This window comes from Sorangium sp. So ce1014, from assembly GCF_051521505.1.
Lineage (GTDB): Bacteria > Myxococcota_A > Polyangia > Polyangiales > Polyangiaceae > Sorangium.
On sequence record NZ_CP150356.1, the window covers coordinates 10,589,814 to 10,608,559 of the forward strand.

Annotated in this window: 16 protein-coding genes; 12 read left to right on the forward strand and 4 right to left on the reverse strand. The window is 71.0% G+C overall.

All coding sequences use genetic code 11. From position 1 onward, the window contains the following. The first annotated feature begins 97 nt into the window (after positions 1-97). The 4 genes from WME75_RS40175 (at position 98) to WME75_RS40190 (ending at position 5,573) form a co-directional block, all read left to right on the forward strand. On the forward strand, positions 98-514 hold the full coding sequence (locus WME75_RS40175; RefSeq protein ID WP_437481993.1) for a hypothetical protein: 417 nt from the start codon (positions 98-100) through the stop codon (positions 512-514). Positions 515-962: 448 nt separating this feature from the next. Further along, on the forward strand, positions 963-1,922 hold the full coding sequence (locus tag WME75_RS40180) for a hypothetical protein (RefSeq protein ID WP_437481996.1): 960 nt from the start codon (positions 963-965) through the stop codon (positions 1,920-1,922). 161 nt (positions 1,923-2,083) lie between these two features. Continuing rightward, a complete protein-coding gene (locus WME75_RS40185; protein ID WP_437481999.1) occupies positions 2,084-3,169 on the forward strand; it encodes an ATP-binding protein in 1,086 nt (361 codons plus the stop codon). A 10-nt stretch (positions 3,170-3,179) separates the two neighbouring features. Continuing rightward, positions 3,180-5,573, forward strand: coding sequence for a DUF5682 family protein (locus WME75_RS40190; protein ID WP_437482002.1), 2,394 nt, complete (start codon positions 3,180-3,182; stop codon positions 5,571-5,573). A 378-nt stretch (positions 5,574-5,951) separates the two neighbouring features. Here the strand turns inward: WME75_RS40190 and WME75_RS40195 are convergent, their stop codons facing one another. Beyond that, entirely contained in the window at positions 5,952-6,518 is a 567-nt protein-coding gene (locus WME75_RS40195) for a hypothetical protein (protein WP_437482005.1), read from the reverse strand. A 701-nt stretch (positions 6,519-7,219) separates the two neighbouring features. Between WME75_RS40195 and WME75_RS40200 the strand changes: the two genes are divergently transcribed. After that, positions 7,220-7,822, forward strand: coding sequence for a GrpB family protein (locus tag WME75_RS40200; RefSeq protein ID WP_437482008.1), 603 nt, complete (start codon positions 7,220-7,222; stop codon positions 7,820-7,822). A 776-nt stretch (positions 7,823-8,598) separates the two neighbouring features. After that, positions 8,599-9,069 (forward strand): helix-turn-helix domain-containing protein, encoded by a 471-nt coding sequence (locus WME75_RS40205; RefSeq protein ID WP_437482011.1) that lies wholly within the window; start codon positions 8,599-8,601, stop codon positions 9,067-9,069. 198 nt (positions 9,070-9,267) lie between these two features. On the opposite strand, the gene WME75_RS40210 is transcribed toward WME75_RS40205, so the two are convergent. The 3 genes from WME75_RS40210 to WME75_RS40220 all read right to left on the reverse strand — a co-directional run bounded on the left by WME75_RS40210 (position 9,268) and on the right by WME75_RS40220 (position 12,050). Next, positions 9,268-10,119 carry a hypothetical protein gene (locus WME75_RS40210; protein ID WP_437482014.1) on the reverse strand — a complete coding sequence of 284 codons (852 nt, stop codon included), beginning with the start codon at positions 10,117-10,119 and terminating at the stop codon, positions 9,268-9,270. Positions 10,120-10,376: 257 nt separating this feature from the next. Further along, complete coding sequence (locus WME75_RS40215; RefSeq protein WP_437482017.1) at positions 10,377-11,048, reverse strand: phosphatase domain-containing protein; 672 nt, start codon at positions 11,046-11,048, stop codon at positions 10,377-10,379. 33 nt (positions 11,049-11,081) lie between these two features. Continuing rightward, positions 11,082-12,050, reverse strand: coding sequence for a LysR family transcriptional regulator (locus WME75_RS40220; protein WP_437482020.1), 969 nt, complete (start codon positions 12,048-12,050; stop codon positions 11,082-11,084). 154 nt (positions 12,051-12,204) lie between these two features. Here WME75_RS40220 and WME75_RS40225 point away from each other — a divergent pair, with 154 nt between their 5' ends. The 6 genes from WME75_RS40225 (at position 12,205) to WME75_RS40250 (ending at position 18,164) form a co-directional block, all read left to right on the forward strand. Further along, positions 12,205-12,525, forward strand: coding sequence for a putative quinol monooxygenase (locus WME75_RS40225; RefSeq protein WP_437482023.1), 321 nt, complete (start codon positions 12,205-12,207; stop codon positions 12,523-12,525). A 71-nt stretch (positions 12,526-12,596) separates the two neighbouring features. After that, positions 12,597-12,968 carry a hypothetical protein gene (locus tag WME75_RS40230; protein WP_437482026.1) on the forward strand — a complete coding sequence of 124 codons (372 nt, stop codon included), beginning with the start codon at positions 12,597-12,599 and terminating at the stop codon, positions 12,966-12,968. A 159-nt stretch (positions 12,969-13,127) separates the two neighbouring features. Further along, on the forward strand, positions 13,128-14,588 hold the full coding sequence (locus WME75_RS40235) for a sensor histidine kinase (RefSeq protein ID WP_437482029.1): 1,461 nt from the start codon (positions 13,128-13,130) through the stop codon (positions 14,586-14,588). After that, positions 14,585-15,970 (forward strand): sigma-54-dependent transcriptional regulator, encoded by a 1,386-nt coding sequence (locus WME75_RS40240; protein WP_437482032.1) that lies wholly within the window; start codon positions 14,585-14,587, stop codon positions 15,968-15,970. The genes WME75_RS40235 and WME75_RS40240 overlap by 4 nt, the downstream gene beginning before the upstream one ends. Before the next feature lie 175 nt (positions 15,971-16,145). After that, positions 16,146-16,814 carry a UPF0158 family protein gene (locus WME75_RS40245; RefSeq protein WP_437482035.1) on the forward strand — a complete coding sequence of 223 codons (669 nt, stop codon included), beginning with the start codon at positions 16,146-16,148 and terminating at the stop codon, positions 16,812-16,814. A gap of 105 nt (positions 16,815-16,919) precedes the next feature. Then, complete coding sequence (locus WME75_RS40250; protein WP_437482037.1) at positions 16,920-18,164, forward strand: VWA domain-containing protein; 1,245 nt, start codon at positions 16,920-16,922, stop codon at positions 18,162-18,164. The last annotated feature ends 582 nt before the right edge of the window (positions 18,165-18,746 follow it).

The following is an 18,746-nucleotide window of genomic DNA, read 5'->3' on the forward strand; positions in this document are numbered from 1 at the left end:
CGACAATACACGGTCGGTCGGGTCGGGCCGGATCGCCCGCCTGTAAAATCCCTCCGCGGTTCGTGGCAGAATAGCGCCTCTCACGACGGAGGTGGCCTTGGCTTGCGGGATTGAGCTGGATCGTTCGCGCTATCCGCTCGTCGTGATGCGGGCCGGCGAGGAGTACACCCAAGACGACTGGGAAGCGCTGATGAGCGGCATGATTCAGCTCATCGTCAAGGGCCCGTTCGGTCTGATCAACGACACGCGCGGCAGCAGAATGCCAAACGCCATGCAGCGGCGCTCGGTCGCGCAGATGTACGTCGACTACGAACGCCAGACGCGCGCGCACATGCTCGCGTCCGGTATCGTCGGCAATTCCAGCCTGGTGAACGGTATACTGACCGCGCTCAACTGGATGAAGCCTCCCCCGCACCCCATCAAGGTCTTCTCGTCCATCACCGACGCGGAGCGCTGGGTGCTCCAGCACTTCAGCCGCGATCTCCGAGGACAGACGACAGGTCCTTGCGTGTAGCCGAACGCTACCCCTCGTGCGCGGCGCCGATGGGGACCATCGGGAATCGGGAGGTCCATCATCTGTCGTTTCGTACCATCCACACCTTGCGCGCGGAGGCGCGGGACGCGTTGCGCAGAGCGCCACCCTAATTGCGCGGAGACCTGCGCAATCTGTGCAGGCCAGCGCAGGCCAGCGCAGGCCAGCGCAGGCCAGCCCGCGCTCGCGGCCTTCGGCATCGCGTCCGCGGAGCACCTGGCCAGGTCGTGGGCCCTCGATGCGCCTCGTGGCACGGAGCGTGTTTAGATGCCGGCCGTGGGGCAAGCGGGCATCCCCGGGCGACGTCTCGCGACGCGCAGCTGGGTGTCCCAGTCGCTTCAACCCCTACAGCCCTGCGCCGAGTCAGGCCCGGGGGGATCAGCGTCAAGATGGGTCTCCTCAGACACCTGGGGCCACAAAGGATCGCGCCATGACCGACAAAATGCACCGGCTCCTCACCAGCAATCCTCGTCGAACGTACCGATTCGCGTCGCTGCTCGCCGCGGCGTTCATGATGGGCTGCGGCGCCGAGTCGACCGACGCGGACGACGCCACCCCGCTCGACCAGCCCTCGGCGGCCGGCGGGCTGCGCTTCGCGAGCGAGCACGACGCCCTCGGGTGGGTCGCCCAGCGGGCCGAAGAGCTGGAGATGGGCGCCACGACGGTCGAACGGGACGAAGGCGGCCGGATCATCCGGGTGGCCGGCGTGTCGATCGGCTCGCCCGAGGAGATCGCCCTGACGAAGGCGCGATGGATGGGCGAGCTGGGGGGCGAAGGCCGCACGGTCGAGATCGCGGGGGAGCGCTTTCTCCTGGAAGACCCTGAGTCCGAGGTGGGGGAGGCGGCGGCCGCGCTCTGCAACGGCGGCCTCTGCACGAAGGACGAATCGTTCAAGAACGACTACGTCTTCTATCGAGAGCTCGGCAGCCGCACCTCGGTGACGTCAGGGGGGTTCGAGACCCAGCGCAAGACGCTCCAGGGCACCGGGGAGTACGAGTGCGTGGACCTGCCGGGGCCCCTGCCCGTCACCTGCAACGGCTCCTGCTATTATTCGGCCGGCTGCCCTTCGGGCTTCACGAAAGAGAGCTCCGTCGGCTACCCCACGTGCAGGACGACCTGCGTCGGCCAGGTGCGAAACGTGACGCTCTCGGTTTCCATCGCGGGCTTCGAGTTCTTCGAGTCGAGCGGCATTCTCGTCCCCTCGATTCCGGAGCGAAGCGGCTCGACCCACGATTCGAGCCTCGAGGTCAAATACTGGGAGTATGGCGTCGGCATCGACTCCGTGATCTCCGACGCCGACGGCCTGTGCGGCTCTCACTCGACGTCGGGCCCGGACGGGTTCGTCGTCGCCAGGAGTCACTGGGGTCGCGTGCCCAGCGCTTGCCTGTAGCGCCCGCTCGGAGCTCGCGGCCGCAGGTCCGGCGCTCCCGCGCTCGCCCGCGGCGCTCCCGCGCTCTCCCGCGCTCGCCCGCGGCGCTCCCGCGCTTCGTCCCTGGCGCTCCTCGCCGCGCTCTCCCCCCGCCCCGTTCTGCGGTAGCCTCTCCCGGCCCCATGAGCGACCTCCGCCAGCCCGCCGAGACAAAGTACGAACACGAGCTCGCCGCCCTCGCCGCCGCGGACACGGCGCCGAGGCCGCCCGGGTGGCGCCTCTCGCCGAGGGCCGTGGAGACCTACATCCTCGGCAGCGACAAGCCCGTCGGCGGCGTCGAGATCACCCCCAAGTACATCGGCGATCGCGCCCTCGTACAGGTCGCTCTCGCGACCCTCGCCTCCGATCGCGCCCTGATGCTCGTCGGCGAGCCGGGCACCGCGAAGAGCTGGCTCTCCGAGCACCTCTCGGCGGCCATCAGCGGCACGAGCGCGCTCGTCGTCCAGGGGACCGCGGGCACGAGCGAGGAGCACGTCAAATACGGCTGGAACTACGCCCTCCTCCTCGCCGAGGGGCCGTCGCAGAAGGCGCTCGTCCCCTCGCCCATCCTCCGCGCCATGCGCGACGGGCGGTTCGCGCGCTTCGAGGAGATCACCCGCACCTCGCCGGAGATCCAGGACGCGCTGATCTCCATCCTGTCCGAGAAGCAGATCGCCGTCCCGGAGCTCGACCAGGTGGCCTCCGCCCAGCGCGGCTTCAACCTCATCGCCACCGCCAACACCCGCGACCGCGGCGTCAACGAGATGAGCGCCGCCCTCAAGCGCCGCTTCAACTTCATCACCGTCCCGGTCGTCGACGACCTCGAGCAGGAGATCCGCATCGTGCAGAAGCGCGAGGCCGAGCTCCGCGGCGACTACCAGGTCGGCGTGGAGCCACCGGCCGAGCTGGCGAAGCTGCTCGTCACGCTGTTCCAGGAGCTCCGCGCCGGCGTCACGAAGGACGGCAAGACCAAGGTGAAGGCCCCGGGATCCGTCCTGTCGACCGCGGAGGCCATCAGCGTGCTCTTCAACAGCGGCATCCTCGCGCAGCACTTCGGCACCGGGAAGGTGACCGCCGACGACCTCTCCCGCTCGCTGCTCGGCGCCGTGACAAAGGAGGGCGGCGAGGACCTCAAGGCGGTCCGCGAGTACTGCGAGACCGTCGCCAAGGGGCGCACCGGGCTCTGGAAGGAGTTCTACGCCGCCGCCAGGAAGCGCCTCGCGCCCTGAAGGAGCCCCGATGGACCTGGCCCGGCTCGCCGCCGTCCACCTCTTCCCGGTGCGTCACCACTCGCCGCGCTCCAGCGCGACGCTGCGCGCCTACCTCGACGAGGTGCGCCCGAAGGCGATCTTCGTCGAGGGCCCGAGCGACGCGACGCCGCTCCTCGAGGCGCTCGTCGACCCGAAGACCGTCCCGCCCGTGGCGATCCTCGGCTACCGCACCGACGGGACGCCCGCGTCGTCCCTGTGGCCGTTCGCCGCCTACTCGCCCGAGTACGTCGCCGTGAAATGGGCCTTCGAGCACGGCGTGCGCGTCGAGCTCATCGACGTCCCCGTCGGCATGACGCTCGCGCCGTTCGAGGGCGCCCCGGTCGGCCACGACGACGTCGAGGATCCCGGCGGCCACGAGCGCGAGAGCGAGGCGGAGCGCGGCGGAGACGGGCACGGCGAGGGCGAGGGCGACGACGGCGCGGCGGGGGCGCAGGAGAGCCTCTACGACGCGTGCGCGCGGGCCCGGGGCTTCCGCTCGTTCGAGGAGTTCTGGGAGGCCTCGTTCGAGGCGCCCCGCTACGAGCCCGGGTCGTTCCGCGAGGCGCTCCTCGCGTACGCGGACCTCGTGCGCGGCGACGGAGACCGGCTTGTCCACCGGGCGCGCGACGCGTACATGGCGCGGCGTCTCCTCGAGCGCATGGGGCCGGACCTCGCCCCGCGCGAGGTCGCGGCCGTGCTCGGCGCGGCGCACGCCGCGGCGTTCGTGGCGCGCGACGTCGATCCCGCGCTGGAGGCGCGGCTGCCGGCGCCGGTGCCGTGCGCCGTGACGCTGATCCCGTTCAGCTTTCCGCGGCTCTCCGAGCAGCTCGGCTACGGCGCGGGCAACCGGGCGCCGCAGTACTACCAGCGCGCGCACGACGCGGGCGGCGACTTCCGGCGCGCCACCCTCGAGGTGCTGATCGACTTCACCGAGCACCTCCGCCTCCGCGGCTTCATGGCCTCGCTCGCCGACACCATCGAGGCCTTCCGCCTCGCGGTCACGCTCGCCGAGCTCCGCGGCAAGGCGGAGCCCGGCCTCGACGAGGTGCGCGAGGCGACGATCGCCACGATGTGCCGCGGCGACGCCACGCACGTCGACGGGTTCCTGTGGCCGGCGGTCATCGGGCGCAACGTGGGTCGCGTCGGGGGCGGCATCGGCAAGAACTCGCTCCAGGAGGAGTTCTGGCGCGAGGTGCGCGAGCGCAGGCTCCCCGCCACGGACGCGCCCGAGTCGTTCCGGCTGTCGCTCACCAACGAGGTGGAGGTCGGCACGAGCGTGCTGCTGCACCGGCTCCGCATCGCGAAGATCCCCTACGCGGCCTACGCCGGCGCGCGGCGCGCCGGGGGCGCGGGCGCTCGTGGACGGCGGCGCGGCCAGGCGGCGCAGGAGACGCCGCCGGACGAGCTGCTCGGGCAGCTCAGCGAGACCTGGGAGGCGCAGTGGACGCCGTCCACCGACGTGGCGCTCGTCGAGAAGATCGTCCTCGGCGACACGCTGGAGCAGGTGGCGACGCGGCTGCTCGAGGAGGACCTCGCGGCGTGCCACACGACCGGCGAGGCCGCCGACGTGCTCTTGAACGGCGTGCTCGCGTCGAGCGCCCGCGCGGTGGCCGCGGCGCTCAGGGCGTGCGACCAGTTCGCCGCGGGCGACAGCGATCTGCCGTCGCTCGCCAGGGCGTGCCGCGCCTTCGCGGGGCTCGCGTCGTTCGGGTCGTCGCGGTCGCTGTCGTCGCTCGGCGACGGGGTGATCGCGCCGATGCTCGAGAAGACGTTCGCGCGCGCGGTGCTGCGCGTGCACGGCGGCTGCACGGGCAGCGACGAGGCGGTCGCCGCGGCCAAGGAGGCGCTGCGCACGCTGCACGACGTGGCGCTGTCGCAGCCGATCGTCGACCGCGCGGCGTGGCTCGCCGCGGCGCGAGAGCTCGTGGACAGCGACGCGGTGAACCCGTCGGCGTCCGGCATGGCCTGCGGGCTGCTCTACCTGGCGCAGGCGATCGACGACGCCGAGGTGGCGCGGATCGTCGGCCTGCGGCTCGGGGGCGCGACCCCGCCCGAGGCGGCGGCGTCGTTCCTGGCCGGCTTCCTCGAGGTGAACGCGCTCGTGCTCGTGAAGAGCCGCCCTGTGGTCGAGGCGCTCGACGCCTTCCTCGGGGGCATCGCCCCCGAGCGCTTCAAGGACACGCTCCCGGTCCTGCGGCGCGCGTTCGCGGCGCTCGGGGCGACCGAGCGGCGGTACCTGCTCGAGAACGTGCTCGCGGCGCGCAAGCTCGGGGACAAGGCCCGCGCCGCGCAGGCCGTGCTGCTGGAGAAGGACCGCGAGAAGCTGAAGGAGATGAGCGAGGACCTCTCCCAGGCGATGGACGACCTGGACGATCTGCTCTGACGGCGGGCGCTGGCGACGCGACCCGCCCACGAGGTCGCCGACCCGGGCCTCGCCATCACGCGACTTGCGGGATCGGAGCGCTTGCGACGCGATAGGGCGTCAACGGAGCTGGGCGCAGGGCGGCGTCGGCCCTGGCGGGGGCGGGCGAGAGGCGAGGCCCAGCGATAGGAACACGCGGGCCCGGCGGGGTAGCTGCTGCCCGCCGGGGTCCGCGTCATTCGGGGCACGCCGGCTTCGCCGGTGGCTGGGTCTCCGAGCGACCCTCTCGAGCGACGACCGGTTGGGCACAAAGCCCGCGAAAACTGCGGACGAGCGTGCCCGCCGTCGTGTGAGATCGCCGCGGATTCAACCTCTCGCCGCAGCAAACCGGTCGGCGCTCTAGGAGATGCCGTACGTGTACATGCCCACCTTCCGCGTCGGCGCGGTGCTGCCCTCGAAGGTGCGAGCCGTCATCGAGAAGCGAAAGGTATGGCCAGGGGTCACACCCGTGCCGACAACCGGCTTCTGGCACGTCCCTTGGCCTGCATTCCAAGTTCCGTTGTCCTCCAGGGAGAACTGGTACACCCAGTTTCCACTGACCCGCTCGAACACGTCCATCTGGATCCAGCTATCTTCGCAGGCCGCTTGCGTGGTCGGAATGCTGTCGGCCCAGTATGCGTCGACGAGCGACACACCTCCAGGCGCGTCGATGTTGTTCACATCGACCACCACGCCCTTGTAGCAGGAGGTCGTGTCGTACGTCTGGACCGAGACCCAGTCGGCCCAGCCGTTGAAGGTGGCCGTGGCGGTAGCGCCGGCGCATTCGGCCCCGATCGCCTGCTCCGCCTCGCCCAAGGCCTCCTCGGAGACCTCGCCTTCCGCGCTCCCGAGACAGCCCGAGAGCACCAGCCCGCTCATGCAGACCGACACGACACCCATGCGCAACATGATTCCTTCGATCTTCATTGCAATTCTCCCAACCTATCTTCGTCGACGATCGTTGGCCCGAAGCCACCTGAAGAGTCACCGTTCGTGGTGGCCCGAGCGCTCGATCCGCTCATAAGGAATACGCATCCGTGAACGCGACGGGCCTGGCACATCCGTCCTCTTCAACGACGCTCCAGACCAGCCGCCTCGGACGAATTGCAATCCGCGGGCCATCGCCGGGAGAGCCGATCGGGCCCCGATCGGCCGCGCCCAGCGCCCCCCTTGTCGGCGCTTTGCGGGCACCTCGGCCAGCTCGGCGCCGGTCACCCTCCACCTGGGCAAGCACGGGCACATCGCGATGGACGAGGCACAAACCGCGTGGGATCGTGCGCGATCCTGACGGCGGAGCCTCTCCTTGTCGCCGGGGATGGGCCCCCGAGCGACCGCCTCGCCCGGCGTCCGGCGCTCGCTCCGCCGCACGAGGCGCCCAGTCACGGATCGAGCGTGACATGTCACGGATCGAGCGTGACATGTCACGGATCGAGCGTGACATGTCACGGATCGAGCGTGACATGTCACACGGGCACGGCCGCCCTCGTCGCGCATGTCGCCCGCGATCTCCGCGCCGAGACATTTCACCCCGACCCCGCCGAGGCGTTCGCGGCGTTCAGGGCGGGGCGCGGCGAAGCCCTGACGCGGCGCTGCCTGTCTCACGCCGATACCGGGACTATACTCGCGTCGTGCCCACCGCCGACGAGATCACGAAGCACCACGAGCCCGCGCCCGATCGAGACCCCTGGGTGAACGGCCCGCCCGAGCCTCGGCCGATCGTCATCGTCGACCACGACGAGCGCTGGCCGCGGCTGTTCGACCTGATAGAGCGGAAGATCCGCGCCGCCCTCGGCGACGCCGCGCTCGGGATCGAGCACGTCGGCTCGACCTCGGTGAAGGGGCTCCCCGCCAAGCCGACGATCGACGTCGACCTCACCGTCGCCGATCCCACGGACGAGCTCGCGTACGTCCCCGCCCTGTCGAGCGCCGGATTCACGCTGGTCATCCGCGAGCCGGAGTGGCACGAGCACCGGTGCTTCCAGCTCGCCGAGCCGAGCAGCAACGTGCATGTCTTCGGCCCCGGCTGCCCGGAGGTGATCCGGCACCGCATGTTCCGGAAGTGGCTCACGGATCATCCGGAGGATCTCGATCTCTACCGCCGCGCGAAGCTCGCGGCCGCGGCCGAGATCTCGGCGGGGAGCGGCCTGGTGATGGACTACAACAAGCGCAAGGAGCCCGTGATTCGCGCCATCTACGAGCGGATGTTCCGCGCGCACGGCCTCCACCGCTGACGGCCGGCCGGACGGCTCGCGCATGGGATCGTCGTCCCCGACGGCGGCTGTCGCACACGACGGCGGCCACGCTGCCCGGAAATCCGGATCCGGTGCCAGCTGATTGAGACGTTATCCGTACGCACAGCGGAGGTTCTGCGGAGCAGCCAGAATTCAACGCAAAGGCGCAAAGGCGCAAAGGCGCAAAACGACGGAGAGGAAATGAACGAGGAGGAGATGGCTACGATCGTCGTCGATCACGGCGATCGAGGTGCATCGCAACCCTGGAGGTCCGGGGCGGCTCCGTGGTCAACGGAGCGCAGGAATGATTTCCCCCTCTCCCTTGCCTTTTTGCGCCTTTGCGCCTTTGCGCCTTGGCGTTAAATTCCGGCTTCTCGCTGCGAATGGACGGGCTCCGCCACCGCTTCAGCGACCAAGGTGCAGGAGTCGACGGCCCGATCAGCGGATGCACCCGACGCTGCGCCCAGCCGCGTAGCGGGGCTGGACGGCTGGGCCCCCTCCGGCGGATTCACAAGTCGTTGTGCCCTTGCTCGAGCCATGCACCCGCGGACTCGACACAGGAGCCCGGATCGTGCCCGATTCGCTTGATTCCTGAGTGGTTTTTCTAGATCCAGGTCGTTATTATCTTGTTATTTGAATCAATTCTCTAGATTTAGCTTTGATTCAGCCAGATTTTAGTAGAGATACTCTGGATGGAGCTCGTTTTTTTCTGGAAACCAGGTCGTATTCTCTAGATTCCGTTGACTTTTGTCTTGTTTTTGGCCCAGGATGTCTCGATGCCCCTGGTCTCCACGCCCTCCGTCGCCCCGCGCGGTTACAGCGCCGTCGAGCTGGCGCGCGCCGCCGGCGTGAGCACCGGCACGATCAAGCACTGGATCGCGGAGGGGCTGATGGACAAGCCCGCGTTCCGCGGCCCCCGCACGACGTACGGCCGCGAGCACCTCGTGCGGGCGCTCGCGATCAAGAAGCTGCGCGAGCACAACCTGCTGCTCCCGGAGATCAAGCGGAAGCTCGCCGAGATCCCGCTCGAGGAGCTGGCCAAGGAGGTGCTGCCGCCGGAGCCGCCCGCGAGCGCGGCGCCCGGCGCGGGGGAGCACGCGGACGCGGCGGAGCTCGGTCGAGCGTGGCGGCGCGTGGAGCTGATGCCGGGGCTGGAGCTGCACGTGCGCGCGGACGCAGGCGCGGTGGTGCACCGGATGGCGACGGAGATCCGCGAGAAGTACGGGTGTGAGCGCGAGGAAGGGTGACGATGGAGAGGACCGGCGCAGGAGCCAGCGGAGGTAGGTCCACGAGCAGCTCCGCCGGCGGCGGCGGCCAGGGCGGTGACGGCGGCGGCGACGGAGGGCCGGACGGCGGGGGCGGCGGCGGCGGCGGGGGCGGCGGCGATGCCGATCGCCTGCGTGCACCCGGACCCTCCTCCACTCGCCGAGAAGGGCGCGGTCGGCTCACTCCTCCTGGCCGGACCGCGACCACCCGCCGAGCCTGACGCCAGGCGTCCGCTCCAGGAACGCACGCACGCCGGGCGGCGGGGACGCCCACGCCGCGAGGCGCGCCGGCGTCCTCACGATCGGCACCACCGCCGAGCGCGAATAGGAGCTCCACGCCCCGTCACTGCAGGCATAGCAGGCGGCTCGCGCGAGCTGCGCGGTCAACCGGAGCGACCCCCGGGCGTTGTACGCCGGCGCGATCTGCACGAGCTCCGGGGCGTTCCGCTCTTGCCGCGTGGCCTCCACGTCCTCCTCGTCCTGGTCGAGGAGCACCTCGGCCGCGCTCTGCAGCGCGGGCACGCCGGGCACCTCGGCAAGCAGGTCGACGGCCGCGCGCTTCTCGGCGTCCCACACAACGAACGCCACGCCCTCGAAGCCGTGCGCCCCGCAAAGGTCGGTGTACGTCCGCTCCTCGATGAACAGGTACGGCCCCACGCTCCCGACCAGCGCGGTCGTGTGGTGGATCTCGTTGCTCTCGTCCCCGTCCGGCGGCGTGATCACCTCCTGGAGCTCGCTCTTCCCGCGCAGCACGAGCTCCCCGCGGATCGCCGTGCCCTCGCCCGGCTCGCGCATCCCCCCGAGCCCGAGCTCGCAGGCCGAGGTCTCCACCTGCTCCTCGCGCACCTCCCAGCGCCACTCCCCTCGCCGGGTCGCCACGACGATCCCGGGCTCCTCGCGGATCACCGCGCCGCCCTCGGCGACATGCCAGGTCCGCGGCGCCCCGTCGCGCGCGCTGCCCCAGACCAGGACCACCCCGCCGGACGCGGCATTGCCCGCCGCCTGGGCCTCCGGCGGGCGCTGGGCCGGCATGAGCGGGATCTCGAGGGGAACCGGACGCGCCGACGGCGGCCGGGCGGCACAGCCGGAGATCAGCGTCAGCAAAGCGATCAGCGCGGCGGATCGAGAGCACGGCATGCCAGCCCGGAGGAGCACGGCGCGTGCCGCGGAGCGCCGCCTCGAAAGCCCCGTCCGCGCCCGGGCCGCGCCGGCGGCAGGTGTCGTCGCGGGCCCACGCCGCGTGGCAGGCCGACCCCATCACGGGCCGGCCCCATCACGGGCCGGCCCCATCACGACCCAGCCAGCGGCAGCGCCCGGCGGAGCAGCTCCCGCTGCGCGGCGCTCAGCCGGATCCCCGGCCTGCGCTGCCGGAGCTGGGCCTCCACCTCCTCGACGCGGGCAGCGGGCCCCCGGGCCAGCAGCAGCGCCGTCGCGAGGGTCGCCGACCGGCCGTGACCGGAAGCGCAGTGCACGTAGACGCCGTCCTCGTCGCGGAGCCGGCGCAAGAGCTCCCGGAGCGCCTCCAGCTCGGGCCCCGTGCCGTCGAGCACCGGCACGCAGAGATAGCCGGGATGGCGGCGTATCGCGGGGGCGGCCGGAAACTCGGCCGTCAGATCGACGACCCGCCGCACGCCTGCCGGCAACTCGTGGGCGAAGGGCCGCCTTCCCACCCAGAGCCCCGGCGCCACCTCGTTCGCGCAGTCCGCCCGCCGGAGCAGGCGTTCGGCGCGCCAGATCGCCCAGGCCAGGAGGAAGTACGGCCCGAGCAGGCAGAGAGCCCAGGAGGCCAGCGTGCCGTCGGGCCGCTTGCCCAGCAGCGCAGGCCGGCGCGCGAGGTACGCGGCGCCGACCAGGAGGAAGCTCAGCGCCGCCCAGAGGAGGACGAGCGCCGCCCCGCCGGCGACGATGGCGAGCGCGGCGAGCGAAGCGCTCAGCGCGATGAACAGGATCCCGTAGCGCATCGAGCGGCCATGTCCCGAGGAGGTGAGCTCACGCTAACCCCTTTCCGCTCGCCCTGGAGCTCGTTTCCTGACCGTCCCGGCCGCGCCCGGGCCCGCGACCGGCTCGCACGCGACGGCCCTCTCGATGGCGCCGCGGAGCCAGCGGTGGCCCTCGTCGCCCTCGGAGCGTTCTGGCCAGACGAGCGTCAGCGTGTAGCCCTTGATCTCGACCGGACACGGCCGCACCACGAGATCGAGCTTCCGGGCCAGCGCCCCGGCGACCCGCGCAGAGACGGTGAGCAGCAGGTCGGAGCCGGAGAGGATGAAGGGCGCGACAAGGAAATGGGACACGGTCAGGGTCACCCGCCGGCGCAGCCCCCGCGCTGCCAGCTCACGATCGATGACGCTGTGGTCCTCCCCGTGCGGCGAGACCATCAGGTGCTCACAGGCAGCGTAGCGCGCCGCGGTGAGCGCCTTCCGGGACGCCGGGTGGCCTCGTCGCATCACGCAGACGAGCTGCTCGGCTACGAGCAATGTGGACCGACAGCCGTCGGGCACCGGCCCGCCCCGCCCCAGCTTGGCGTCGAGCTCGCCGCGGCGCAGGAGCTCGGCGAAATCCGCCGGGATGTTGCGGCACCGCAGGTTGACGTGCGGCGCCTCGGCGGCGAGGAGCCTGGTCAAGGGCGGGAGCACGAGCAGCTCGAGGTTGTCGGTCGCGACGAGCCGGAACATGCGCCTCGAGCGCCCCGGGTCGAACCGCTCGACCGGACGGAAGACCTGCTCGAGACGCTCGACGGCCTCCGCCGCTCTCGGCGTCAGATCCCGCGCTCGCGCGCTCAATGTCATCTGCCTGCCGACCTGGACGAGCAACGGATCCCCGAAATGGGCGCGCAGCCGCGAGAGCGCGTGGCTCATCGACGGCTGCGTCACGCCGACGCGCCGCGCGGCGCGCGTGACGCTCTTCTCCTGGAGCAGAGCGTGCAAGGCCACGACGAGGTGGGTGTCCACCGATTGCAGGCGCATGGTCGATGGATATCACGCCAACCCATAGATACCATCTATGCCATGGCGCGCCGACCGTCGATTGGACGGCAGGCCCACGGGCGCGTATCCCTGGTCTCCGGATGGCTCGTGCCGCCGCACGGAGCGCCCCCGGCCACCCACCCAGGAAGCTGCCATGATCATCGAGTACATTCGCTACACCATCCCCGCCGACCAGGAGCAGGCGTTCCTGTCCGCTTATCGCGACGCGGCCGCGGAGCTGCGCGGCTCCGAGCACTGCCTCGACTACGAGATCTCCCGGTGCGTCGAGGAGCCGGCGAGCTTCGTCGTCCGCATCCGCTGGGACTCGATGGAAGGTCACCTCCAGGGGTTTCGCAAGGCGGCGTCGTTCCCGTCGTTCTTCGCCAAGGTGAAGCCGTTCTACGAGCGTATCCAGGAGATGAGGCACTACGCGCCGACCGACATCACCGGCGCAGGGGGCGGCGCCGGCGGCTGATCGATCGCGAGGTCGACGGGCGCTCTCCCGGCCTCGCGCGGGCCATCGTGCGATGCTAACCCACAGGCCCCATGCACCCGCTGATCTCCACGCACGCGGAGGGCCCGAGGACGGGCAGCTCTCCCCTGCAGCCCTCTCCACGGCGACAGCCCAGGCGCTCGGCGCCCTGGGCACGCGAGCCCGCCGCGGCTCTCCTCCTCGTCCTCGTGGCGGGCGCCGCGCTCGCTGCCTGCTCGAAGGGCACCGGCGCGCCGAAGGGACGCGAGGCAGCGCCGGAGCGCGACAGCGCCTGCGCGGATCCAGAAAAGCCCAGGGCGTACTTCTATCCTGCAGAGAACCGGACGGACTACGCGCCTGACGACCCCTGGAAAGACGGCTGCGCCCTGCTCGTGCCAGATCATCTGTTCTGCTGCCCGGAGAAGATCCCCGAGAAGCCGAGGTGATACGGCACACCGAAGCGGCCTGACCTGCCCGGCTGGGCAGGGAGACCCGCCGGCCCGCGAGGTGGGCCATCGCCGGTGCCGCAAAATGCGGCATGTCGTAGTTTGCGGCGGCCTCGAGCGGATGGCTCGGCGCGCGCCGCCTGCGCTACGACGTCGGGCATGAAGCTCGCGCGCAAGCTGACGCTCGCCCTTGTCTTCGGGGTCTTCCTTGTCCTCGCGCTGAGCGCCTATGTCCAGGTCCGCAGAGAGGCCAGGATCTTCGAGAACGACGTGCAGCGGGACCATCACACGATGGGCCGCGCGCTCGCCGCGGCCGTCACGGAGGTGTGGCGCTCCGAGGGGTCGGCGCGGGCGCTGCGCCTCGTCGAGGACGCCAACGAGCGCGAGCGACAGGTGAACGTCCGGTGGGTCTGGCTCGACGAGCAGGCGGACGAGGCCCATCGACCCCGCCTCTCACCCGAGCTGCTCGTCCCCGCGTCGAAGGGGCAAGCGGTCGTGCACAGGATCCCCCACGAAGACGCGGAGTTGCTCGTCACCTGCGTGCCCGTGCCGGTGCCCGGCGACCGCGCCGGCGCGCTGGAGCTCTCCGAGTCGCTGGCAGGTGCGCGCCAGACCCTCCGGAGCATGATCCTGAGCACGACCGTCACGACGGCCGCTCTGACGCTGGTATGCGGGTTGCTAACCACGTCCCTCGGCGTCGGGCTCGTGGGACGCCCCATGCGAACGCTGATCGACCAGGCGCGGAGGATCGGCGCCGGCGATCTCTCCCGGCGCCTGTCGCTGCACCAGGAAGACGAAATTGGCGAGCTCGGACGGGAGATGAACGCGATGTGCGATCGCCTCGCCGCGGCGAATCAGAAGCTCGAATCCGAGGCGGCGGCGCGGCTCGCCGCGCTCCAGCAGCTCCGCCACGCCGAGCGGCTCGCCACGGTCGGCAAGCTCGCGTCCGGGATCGCACACGAGCTGGGCGCGCCCCTCCAGGTCGTCGCCGGGCGCGCTCGCATGCTGGTGGACGGGGACGTCTCGGGAGACGAGGTGCCGGCCAACGGACAGATCATCCTCGAGCAGTCGCAGCGGATGACCCAGATCATCCGCCAGCTGCTCGATTTCGCCCGGCGCCGCAGCGCGGAGAGGCAGGAGACCCCGCTGAGGAGCGTCCTCCGCAGCACGTTCACGATGCTGAGGCCGCTCGCCGAGAAGCAGGGCGTCACGATCGTTCAGGAGGGCGACTCGCCGGAGCTCGTCGTCCACGCAGACGCCGACAAGCTCCAGCAGGCGCTCACGAATGTGGTGGTCAACGCCATCCAGGCCATGCCGTCCGGCGGCACGCTGACGGTCGGCGTCCGGGCGGAGCGCGCCAGTCCTCCCGACAACCCGGGAGGCGCAGAGGGCGAGTACGTCGCGCTGTCCGTCAGCGACGAGGGAGCGGGCATGCCGGCAGACGTCCTCGAGCACATCTTCGAGCCGTTCTTCACGACAAAGCCCGTCGGCGAAGGCACCGGGCTCGGCCTGTCGGTCGCCTACGGCATCATCAAGGAGCACGGCGGCTGGATCCAGGTCGACAGCCAGGTCGGCTCCGGGAGCCGCTTCACGATGCTCCTGCCGCAGGGGAAGCCATGAGCGGGCGCGTCCTGATCGTCGACGACGAGCGCGGCGTCTGCGAGCTCCTCGACGCCGGGCTCAAGAAGCGGGGGTTCCGGACGGCGTGGCGGACGTCGGCCGCCGAGGCGCTCGAGCTCCTGGGCGCCGAGGACTTCGACGTCGTGGTCACCGACATGACCATGCGCGGCATGAACGGCCTCGAGCTCTGCGAGCGGGTCGTCCAGAACCGGCCCGATCTGCCGGTCATCGTCATCACCGCGTTCGGCAGCCTCGACACCGCCACATCGGCCATCCGCGCCGGCGCGTACGACTTCGTGACAAAGCCGTTCGAGCTCGACGCGCTCCGGCTGACCGTCGAGCGCGCCCTGCGCCACCGCGCCCTCCGCGAGGAGGTCCGCCGCCTGCGGCGCGCCGTGGCCGACCCCCACGGCTACGAGCAGATCCTCAGCGGCAGCCCGGGGATGAGGAGCGTGTTCGACCTGCTCGATCGGGTCGCCGACTCGGACACCTCGATCCTCATCACGGGAGAGAGCGGGACCGGCAAAGAGCTCGTCGCCCGCGCCGTGCACAAGCGCAGCCGGCGGGGCGAAGGCGCGTTCGTGGCGGTGAACTGCGCGGCGGTCCCGGACGCCCTCCTCGAGAGCGAGCTCTTCGGCCACGCGCGGGGCGCGTTCACCGACGCGAAGGGCGCGAGGAGCGGCCTGTTCGCGCGGGCCCACGGCGGGACCCTGTTCCTCGACGAGATCGGCGAGCTGCCGATCGGGCTCCAGCCGAAGCTCCTGCGCGCCCTCCAGGAGCGCGTCGTCCGGCCCGTCGGCGCCGATGAGGAGATCCCGGTGGACGTCCGGCTCATCGCCGCGACGAACCGCGACCTCGAGACCGCGATCGAAGAGCGCCGCTTCCGCGAGGATCTCTATTACCGCATCAACGTGGTCCACGTCGGCCTGCCGCCGCTCCGCTCCCGCGGCGCCGACGTGCTGCTGCTCGCGCAGCACTTCCTCGAGCACTTCGCGACCGTCAAGGAGCGGCCGATCCAGGGCCTCTCGGCGCCCGCCGCCGAGAGGCTCATGGCCTACGCGTGGCCCGGCAACGTCCGCGAGCTCCAGAACTGCATCGAGCGGGCGGTCGCGCTCGCGCGGTACGACCAGCTCACGGTCGACGATCTCCCCGAGAAGATACGCACGTACCGGCGCTCTCACGTGCTTGTCTCCAGCGACGACCCGGCCGAGCTCGTCCCCATGGAGGAGGTCGAGCGACGCTACATCCTGCGCGTCCTGGAGGTGGTCGGCGGAAACAAGAGCCAGGCAGCGCAGATCCTGGGCTTCGATCGGGCGACCCTGTACCGGAAGCTCGAGCGGTACGGCATGCGCACAGGACGCGCGAGCGACCCGAAGCCGTGACCCGCCCCACGTCGCGCGGGCGGTGATCGCCAGATCCGCCTCGCGGCGTCGACTCCGCTCGTTCCTCGCGCTGTCGCAGAACGCAACACCCAGGGCGCCGCGCGGCGAGCGCGATGGCCCGCGGACACGCGATCTGCGCTCATGGCATGAGGCCTGCCTGAAGCCGGGCGCGAACATGAGCCACACCACGGCGGAGTCGGCGGCTCCGGGCCGGAGGGTGCCTGTCGACTGGATCGCGCTCGCGAACGCGTTCGACAACATCGCCCGGGGCGTCCGTCACTTCCTTCACCTCGACACCGGCGCCGTAATCCGGCTGAACGAGCGGCTCGTCGACCCCGCCACGCGCGCGCGCATCGAGGAGGCCCCGGGGTGCGTGGTCATCGAGGCCATCGCCGCGCGAGACCAGTACCGGTGGCTTGAGGCGTTCATTCCGACGGTGGACGACGTGGCGCTCCGGCGGGCGCTGCTCCACGGCATGCAGGGCCCGGGATCGTTCCGGCGGTTCAAGGCCGCGCTCGCGGCGAGGCCGGAGCACCTCCGGCGCTGGCGCGCCTTCCGGCAGGAGCAGATCCGGGTCGCCATCCTCCGGTGGTTCCACGCCCGCGGCCTGACGCCCATCCCGCTCGAGCACGCCTCGCCGGACGCGGGCGCCGGGCCGCCGGGATCCCGCGCCGTCGCCTCGGCGCGCCAGCAGCTTTACTCCGCGGCGGACGGCCTCTCTCCCCACGACCTCCAGGCGCTGACGTCGCTCGCGGAGTACCTGCGCGCGACGCGCTCGGCGCTGCAGATCCCCGCGGACTCCTCGGTGGGAGACGCGGCGCGGGCCGCCGGCCGGGTCCCTTGACGCGGGCGGCGGAGGCTCGACGCTGTCGAGCGCCTTGAACGCCTCTCGGCGGGGTCCATCTCGGTCCACTGGACGGTGATCCCCGTTTCCCCGACACTGCCCGCGATGCCCGCCCGCACCCCCCGCAAACCGCCGCCTGCCCCCGCCGGCCCCGCCGGCGCGCCGGACGACCTCACCGACGGCGACCGCGACGCGCTCCTGCGCTGGCGGCTCGCGCTCGGCGCGGAGGCCGAGCGGGTCGACCCGCGCCTCTCGCTCGGCGGGCTCGGCGGCGCGGCGCCCGCTCTCCACGTCGACCCGCGGCGGCTCGGCGACCTCGACAAGGCCCTCTCGTTCATCTACGACGAGCGCGCCGGGAACCTCGGCGGCTCGCGGCCGTACGTGCCCGAGTGGCTGTCCGCCGTGCGCGAGTTCTTCAGCCACGACATCGTCGCGCTCGTCCAGAAGGACGCCATCGAGAGAAAGGGGCTGACTCAGCTCCTCTTCGAGCCCGAGACGCTGCCCTTCCTCGAGAAGAACGTCGAGCTCGTCGCCACCCTCATGAGCGCGAGAGGCCTCATCCCCGACGCCGCCCGGGAGACCGCCCGGCAGATCGTGCGCGAGGTCGTCGAGGAGGTGCGGCGCGCGCTGGAGTCCGAGGTCCGCACCGCCGTCCTCGGCGCGCTGCGACGGAACACGACGAGCCCGCTGCGCGTCCTCAGGAACCTCGACTGGAAGCGCACCATCCGCAAGAACCTCAAAGGATGGGACGCGGAGCGGCGCCGCATCGTCCCCGACAAGCTCTATTTCTGGGCGAACCAGACGCGAAGACACGAGTGGGACGTCGCCATCCTCGTCGACCAGTCGGGCTCCATGGGCGAGAGCGTCGTTTACAGCTCCATCATGGCCGCGATCTTCGCGTCGCTCGACGTCCTCCGCACACGGCTCCTCTTCTTCGACACCGAGGTCGTCGACGTGACACCGATGCTCGTCGATCCGGTCGACGTGCTGTTCACGGCGCAGCTCGGCGGCGGCACCGACATCAACCGCGCCGTGGCCTACGCCCAGGCGAACTTCATCGAGCGCCCCGAGAAGACGCTGCTCATCCTGATCACCGACCTCTTCGAGGGCGGCAACGCCGAGGAGCTCATCGCCCGGATGCGCCAGCTCGCCGACAGCAAGGTGAAGTCGATCTGCCTGCTCGCGCTGTCCGACAGCGGCAAGCCCTCGTACGACCACGAGATGGCGCAGAAGCTCGCCGCCCTCGGCACCCCCTGCTTCGGCTGCACGCCGAAGCTCCTCGTGAAGGTGGTGGAGCGGCTGATGAGAGGACAGGACCTCGGCCCGCTGCTCGACGCCGAGGCGCGCTAGCGAAGCCGCGCCCTGGACATCGTCGGTCGCGTCGGTCGCGTCGGTCGCGTCAGCGCGCGCGACGGACCGCGTTGGCCGTGCGCTCGTCCGTCCGCCGGGCGGCGGCGCGCTTTCGCGACGTGGCGCCCCGGGCAGCGCTCGCGGAGACCCGACGGCGGGTACCGGCCGCGCGAACCACCGCTTCGAGCGAGGGTGACTGGCCGATGAGAGAGCCAGTGCTGATCGAGGGGCCGACTAGGCTGATAGAAAGTTTCACTTGAACTACCGATGTGGTGGCGGACCGATCACGTCGCTCAGCGGAGGGCTCGTCAACCTATAAACTGTTTCGATCTTTTACGCAGCGTCACGGTGCGAAGATCACGAGCCCTGAGCGCCCGTCCGGACGTGAATTTGTCCACCCGGGAGATCCACTCGCCTTCCGCCGTCTCACGGCGGATGCACGCACACACCCCGGAGGCACGAAGGCACGGGTCTGGGTTCGCTCCGTGCCTTCGTGTCCCCGGGGTGATCGGCGAGGGACTGCCCCGGAAGGTTGCACCGGGCGCTCTGTCACCAACATGTTGCACGATGCAGGCCAACGAG

Coding starts and splice junctions, on each gene's coding strand:
- WME75_RS40240 (WP_437482032.1), top strand. CDS start 14,585: ATGAGCGGGCGCGTCCTGATCGTCGACGACGAGCGCGGCGTCTGCGAG.
- WME75_RS40190 (WP_437482002.1), top strand. CDS start 3,180: ATGGACCTGGCCCGGCTCGCCGCCGTCCACCTCTTCCCGGTGCGTCAC.
- WME75_RS40205 (WP_437482011.1), top strand. CDS start 8,599: ATGCCCCTGGTCTCCACGCCCTCCGTCGCCCCGCGCGGTTACAGCGCC.
- WME75_RS40245 (WP_437482035.1), top strand. CDS start 16,146: ATGAGCCACACCACGGCGGAGTCGGCGGCTCCGGGCCGGAGGGTGCCT.
- WME75_RS40195 (WP_437482005.1), bottom strand. CDS start 6,518: ATGAAGATCGAAGGAATCATGTTGCGCATGGGTGTCGTGTCGGTCTGC.
- WME75_RS40235 (WP_437482029.1), top strand. CDS start 13,128: ATGAAGCTCGCGCGCAAGCTGACGCTCGCCCTTGTCTTCGGGGTCTTC.
- WME75_RS40250 (WP_437482037.1), top strand. CDS start 16,920: ATGCCCGCCCGCACCCCCCGCAAACCGCCGCCTGCCCCCGCCGGCCCC.
- WME75_RS40230 (WP_437482026.1), top strand. CDS start 12,597: ATGCACCCGCTGATCTCCACGCACGCGGAGGGCCCGAGGACGGGCAGC.
- WME75_RS40220 (WP_437482020.1), bottom strand. CDS start 12,050: ATGCGCCTGCAATCGGTGGACACCCACCTCGTCGTGGCCTTGCACGCT.
- WME75_RS40215 (WP_437482017.1), bottom strand. CDS start 11,048: ATGCGCTACGGGATCCTGTTCATCGCGCTGAGCGCTTCGCTCGCCGCG.
- WME75_RS40210 (WP_437482014.1), bottom strand. CDS start 10,119: ATGCCGGCCCAGCGCCCGCCGGAGGCCCAGGCGGCGGGCAATGCCGCG.
- WME75_RS40185 (WP_437481999.1), top strand. CDS start 2,084: ATGAGCGACCTCCGCCAGCCCGCCGAGACAAAGTACGAACACGAGCTC.
- WME75_RS40180 (WP_437481996.1), top strand. CDS start 963: ATGACCGACAAAATGCACCGGCTCCTCACCAGCAATCCTCGTCGAACG.
- WME75_RS40225 (WP_437482023.1), top strand. CDS start 12,205: ATGATCATCGAGTACATTCGCTACACCATCCCCGCCGACCAGGAGCAG.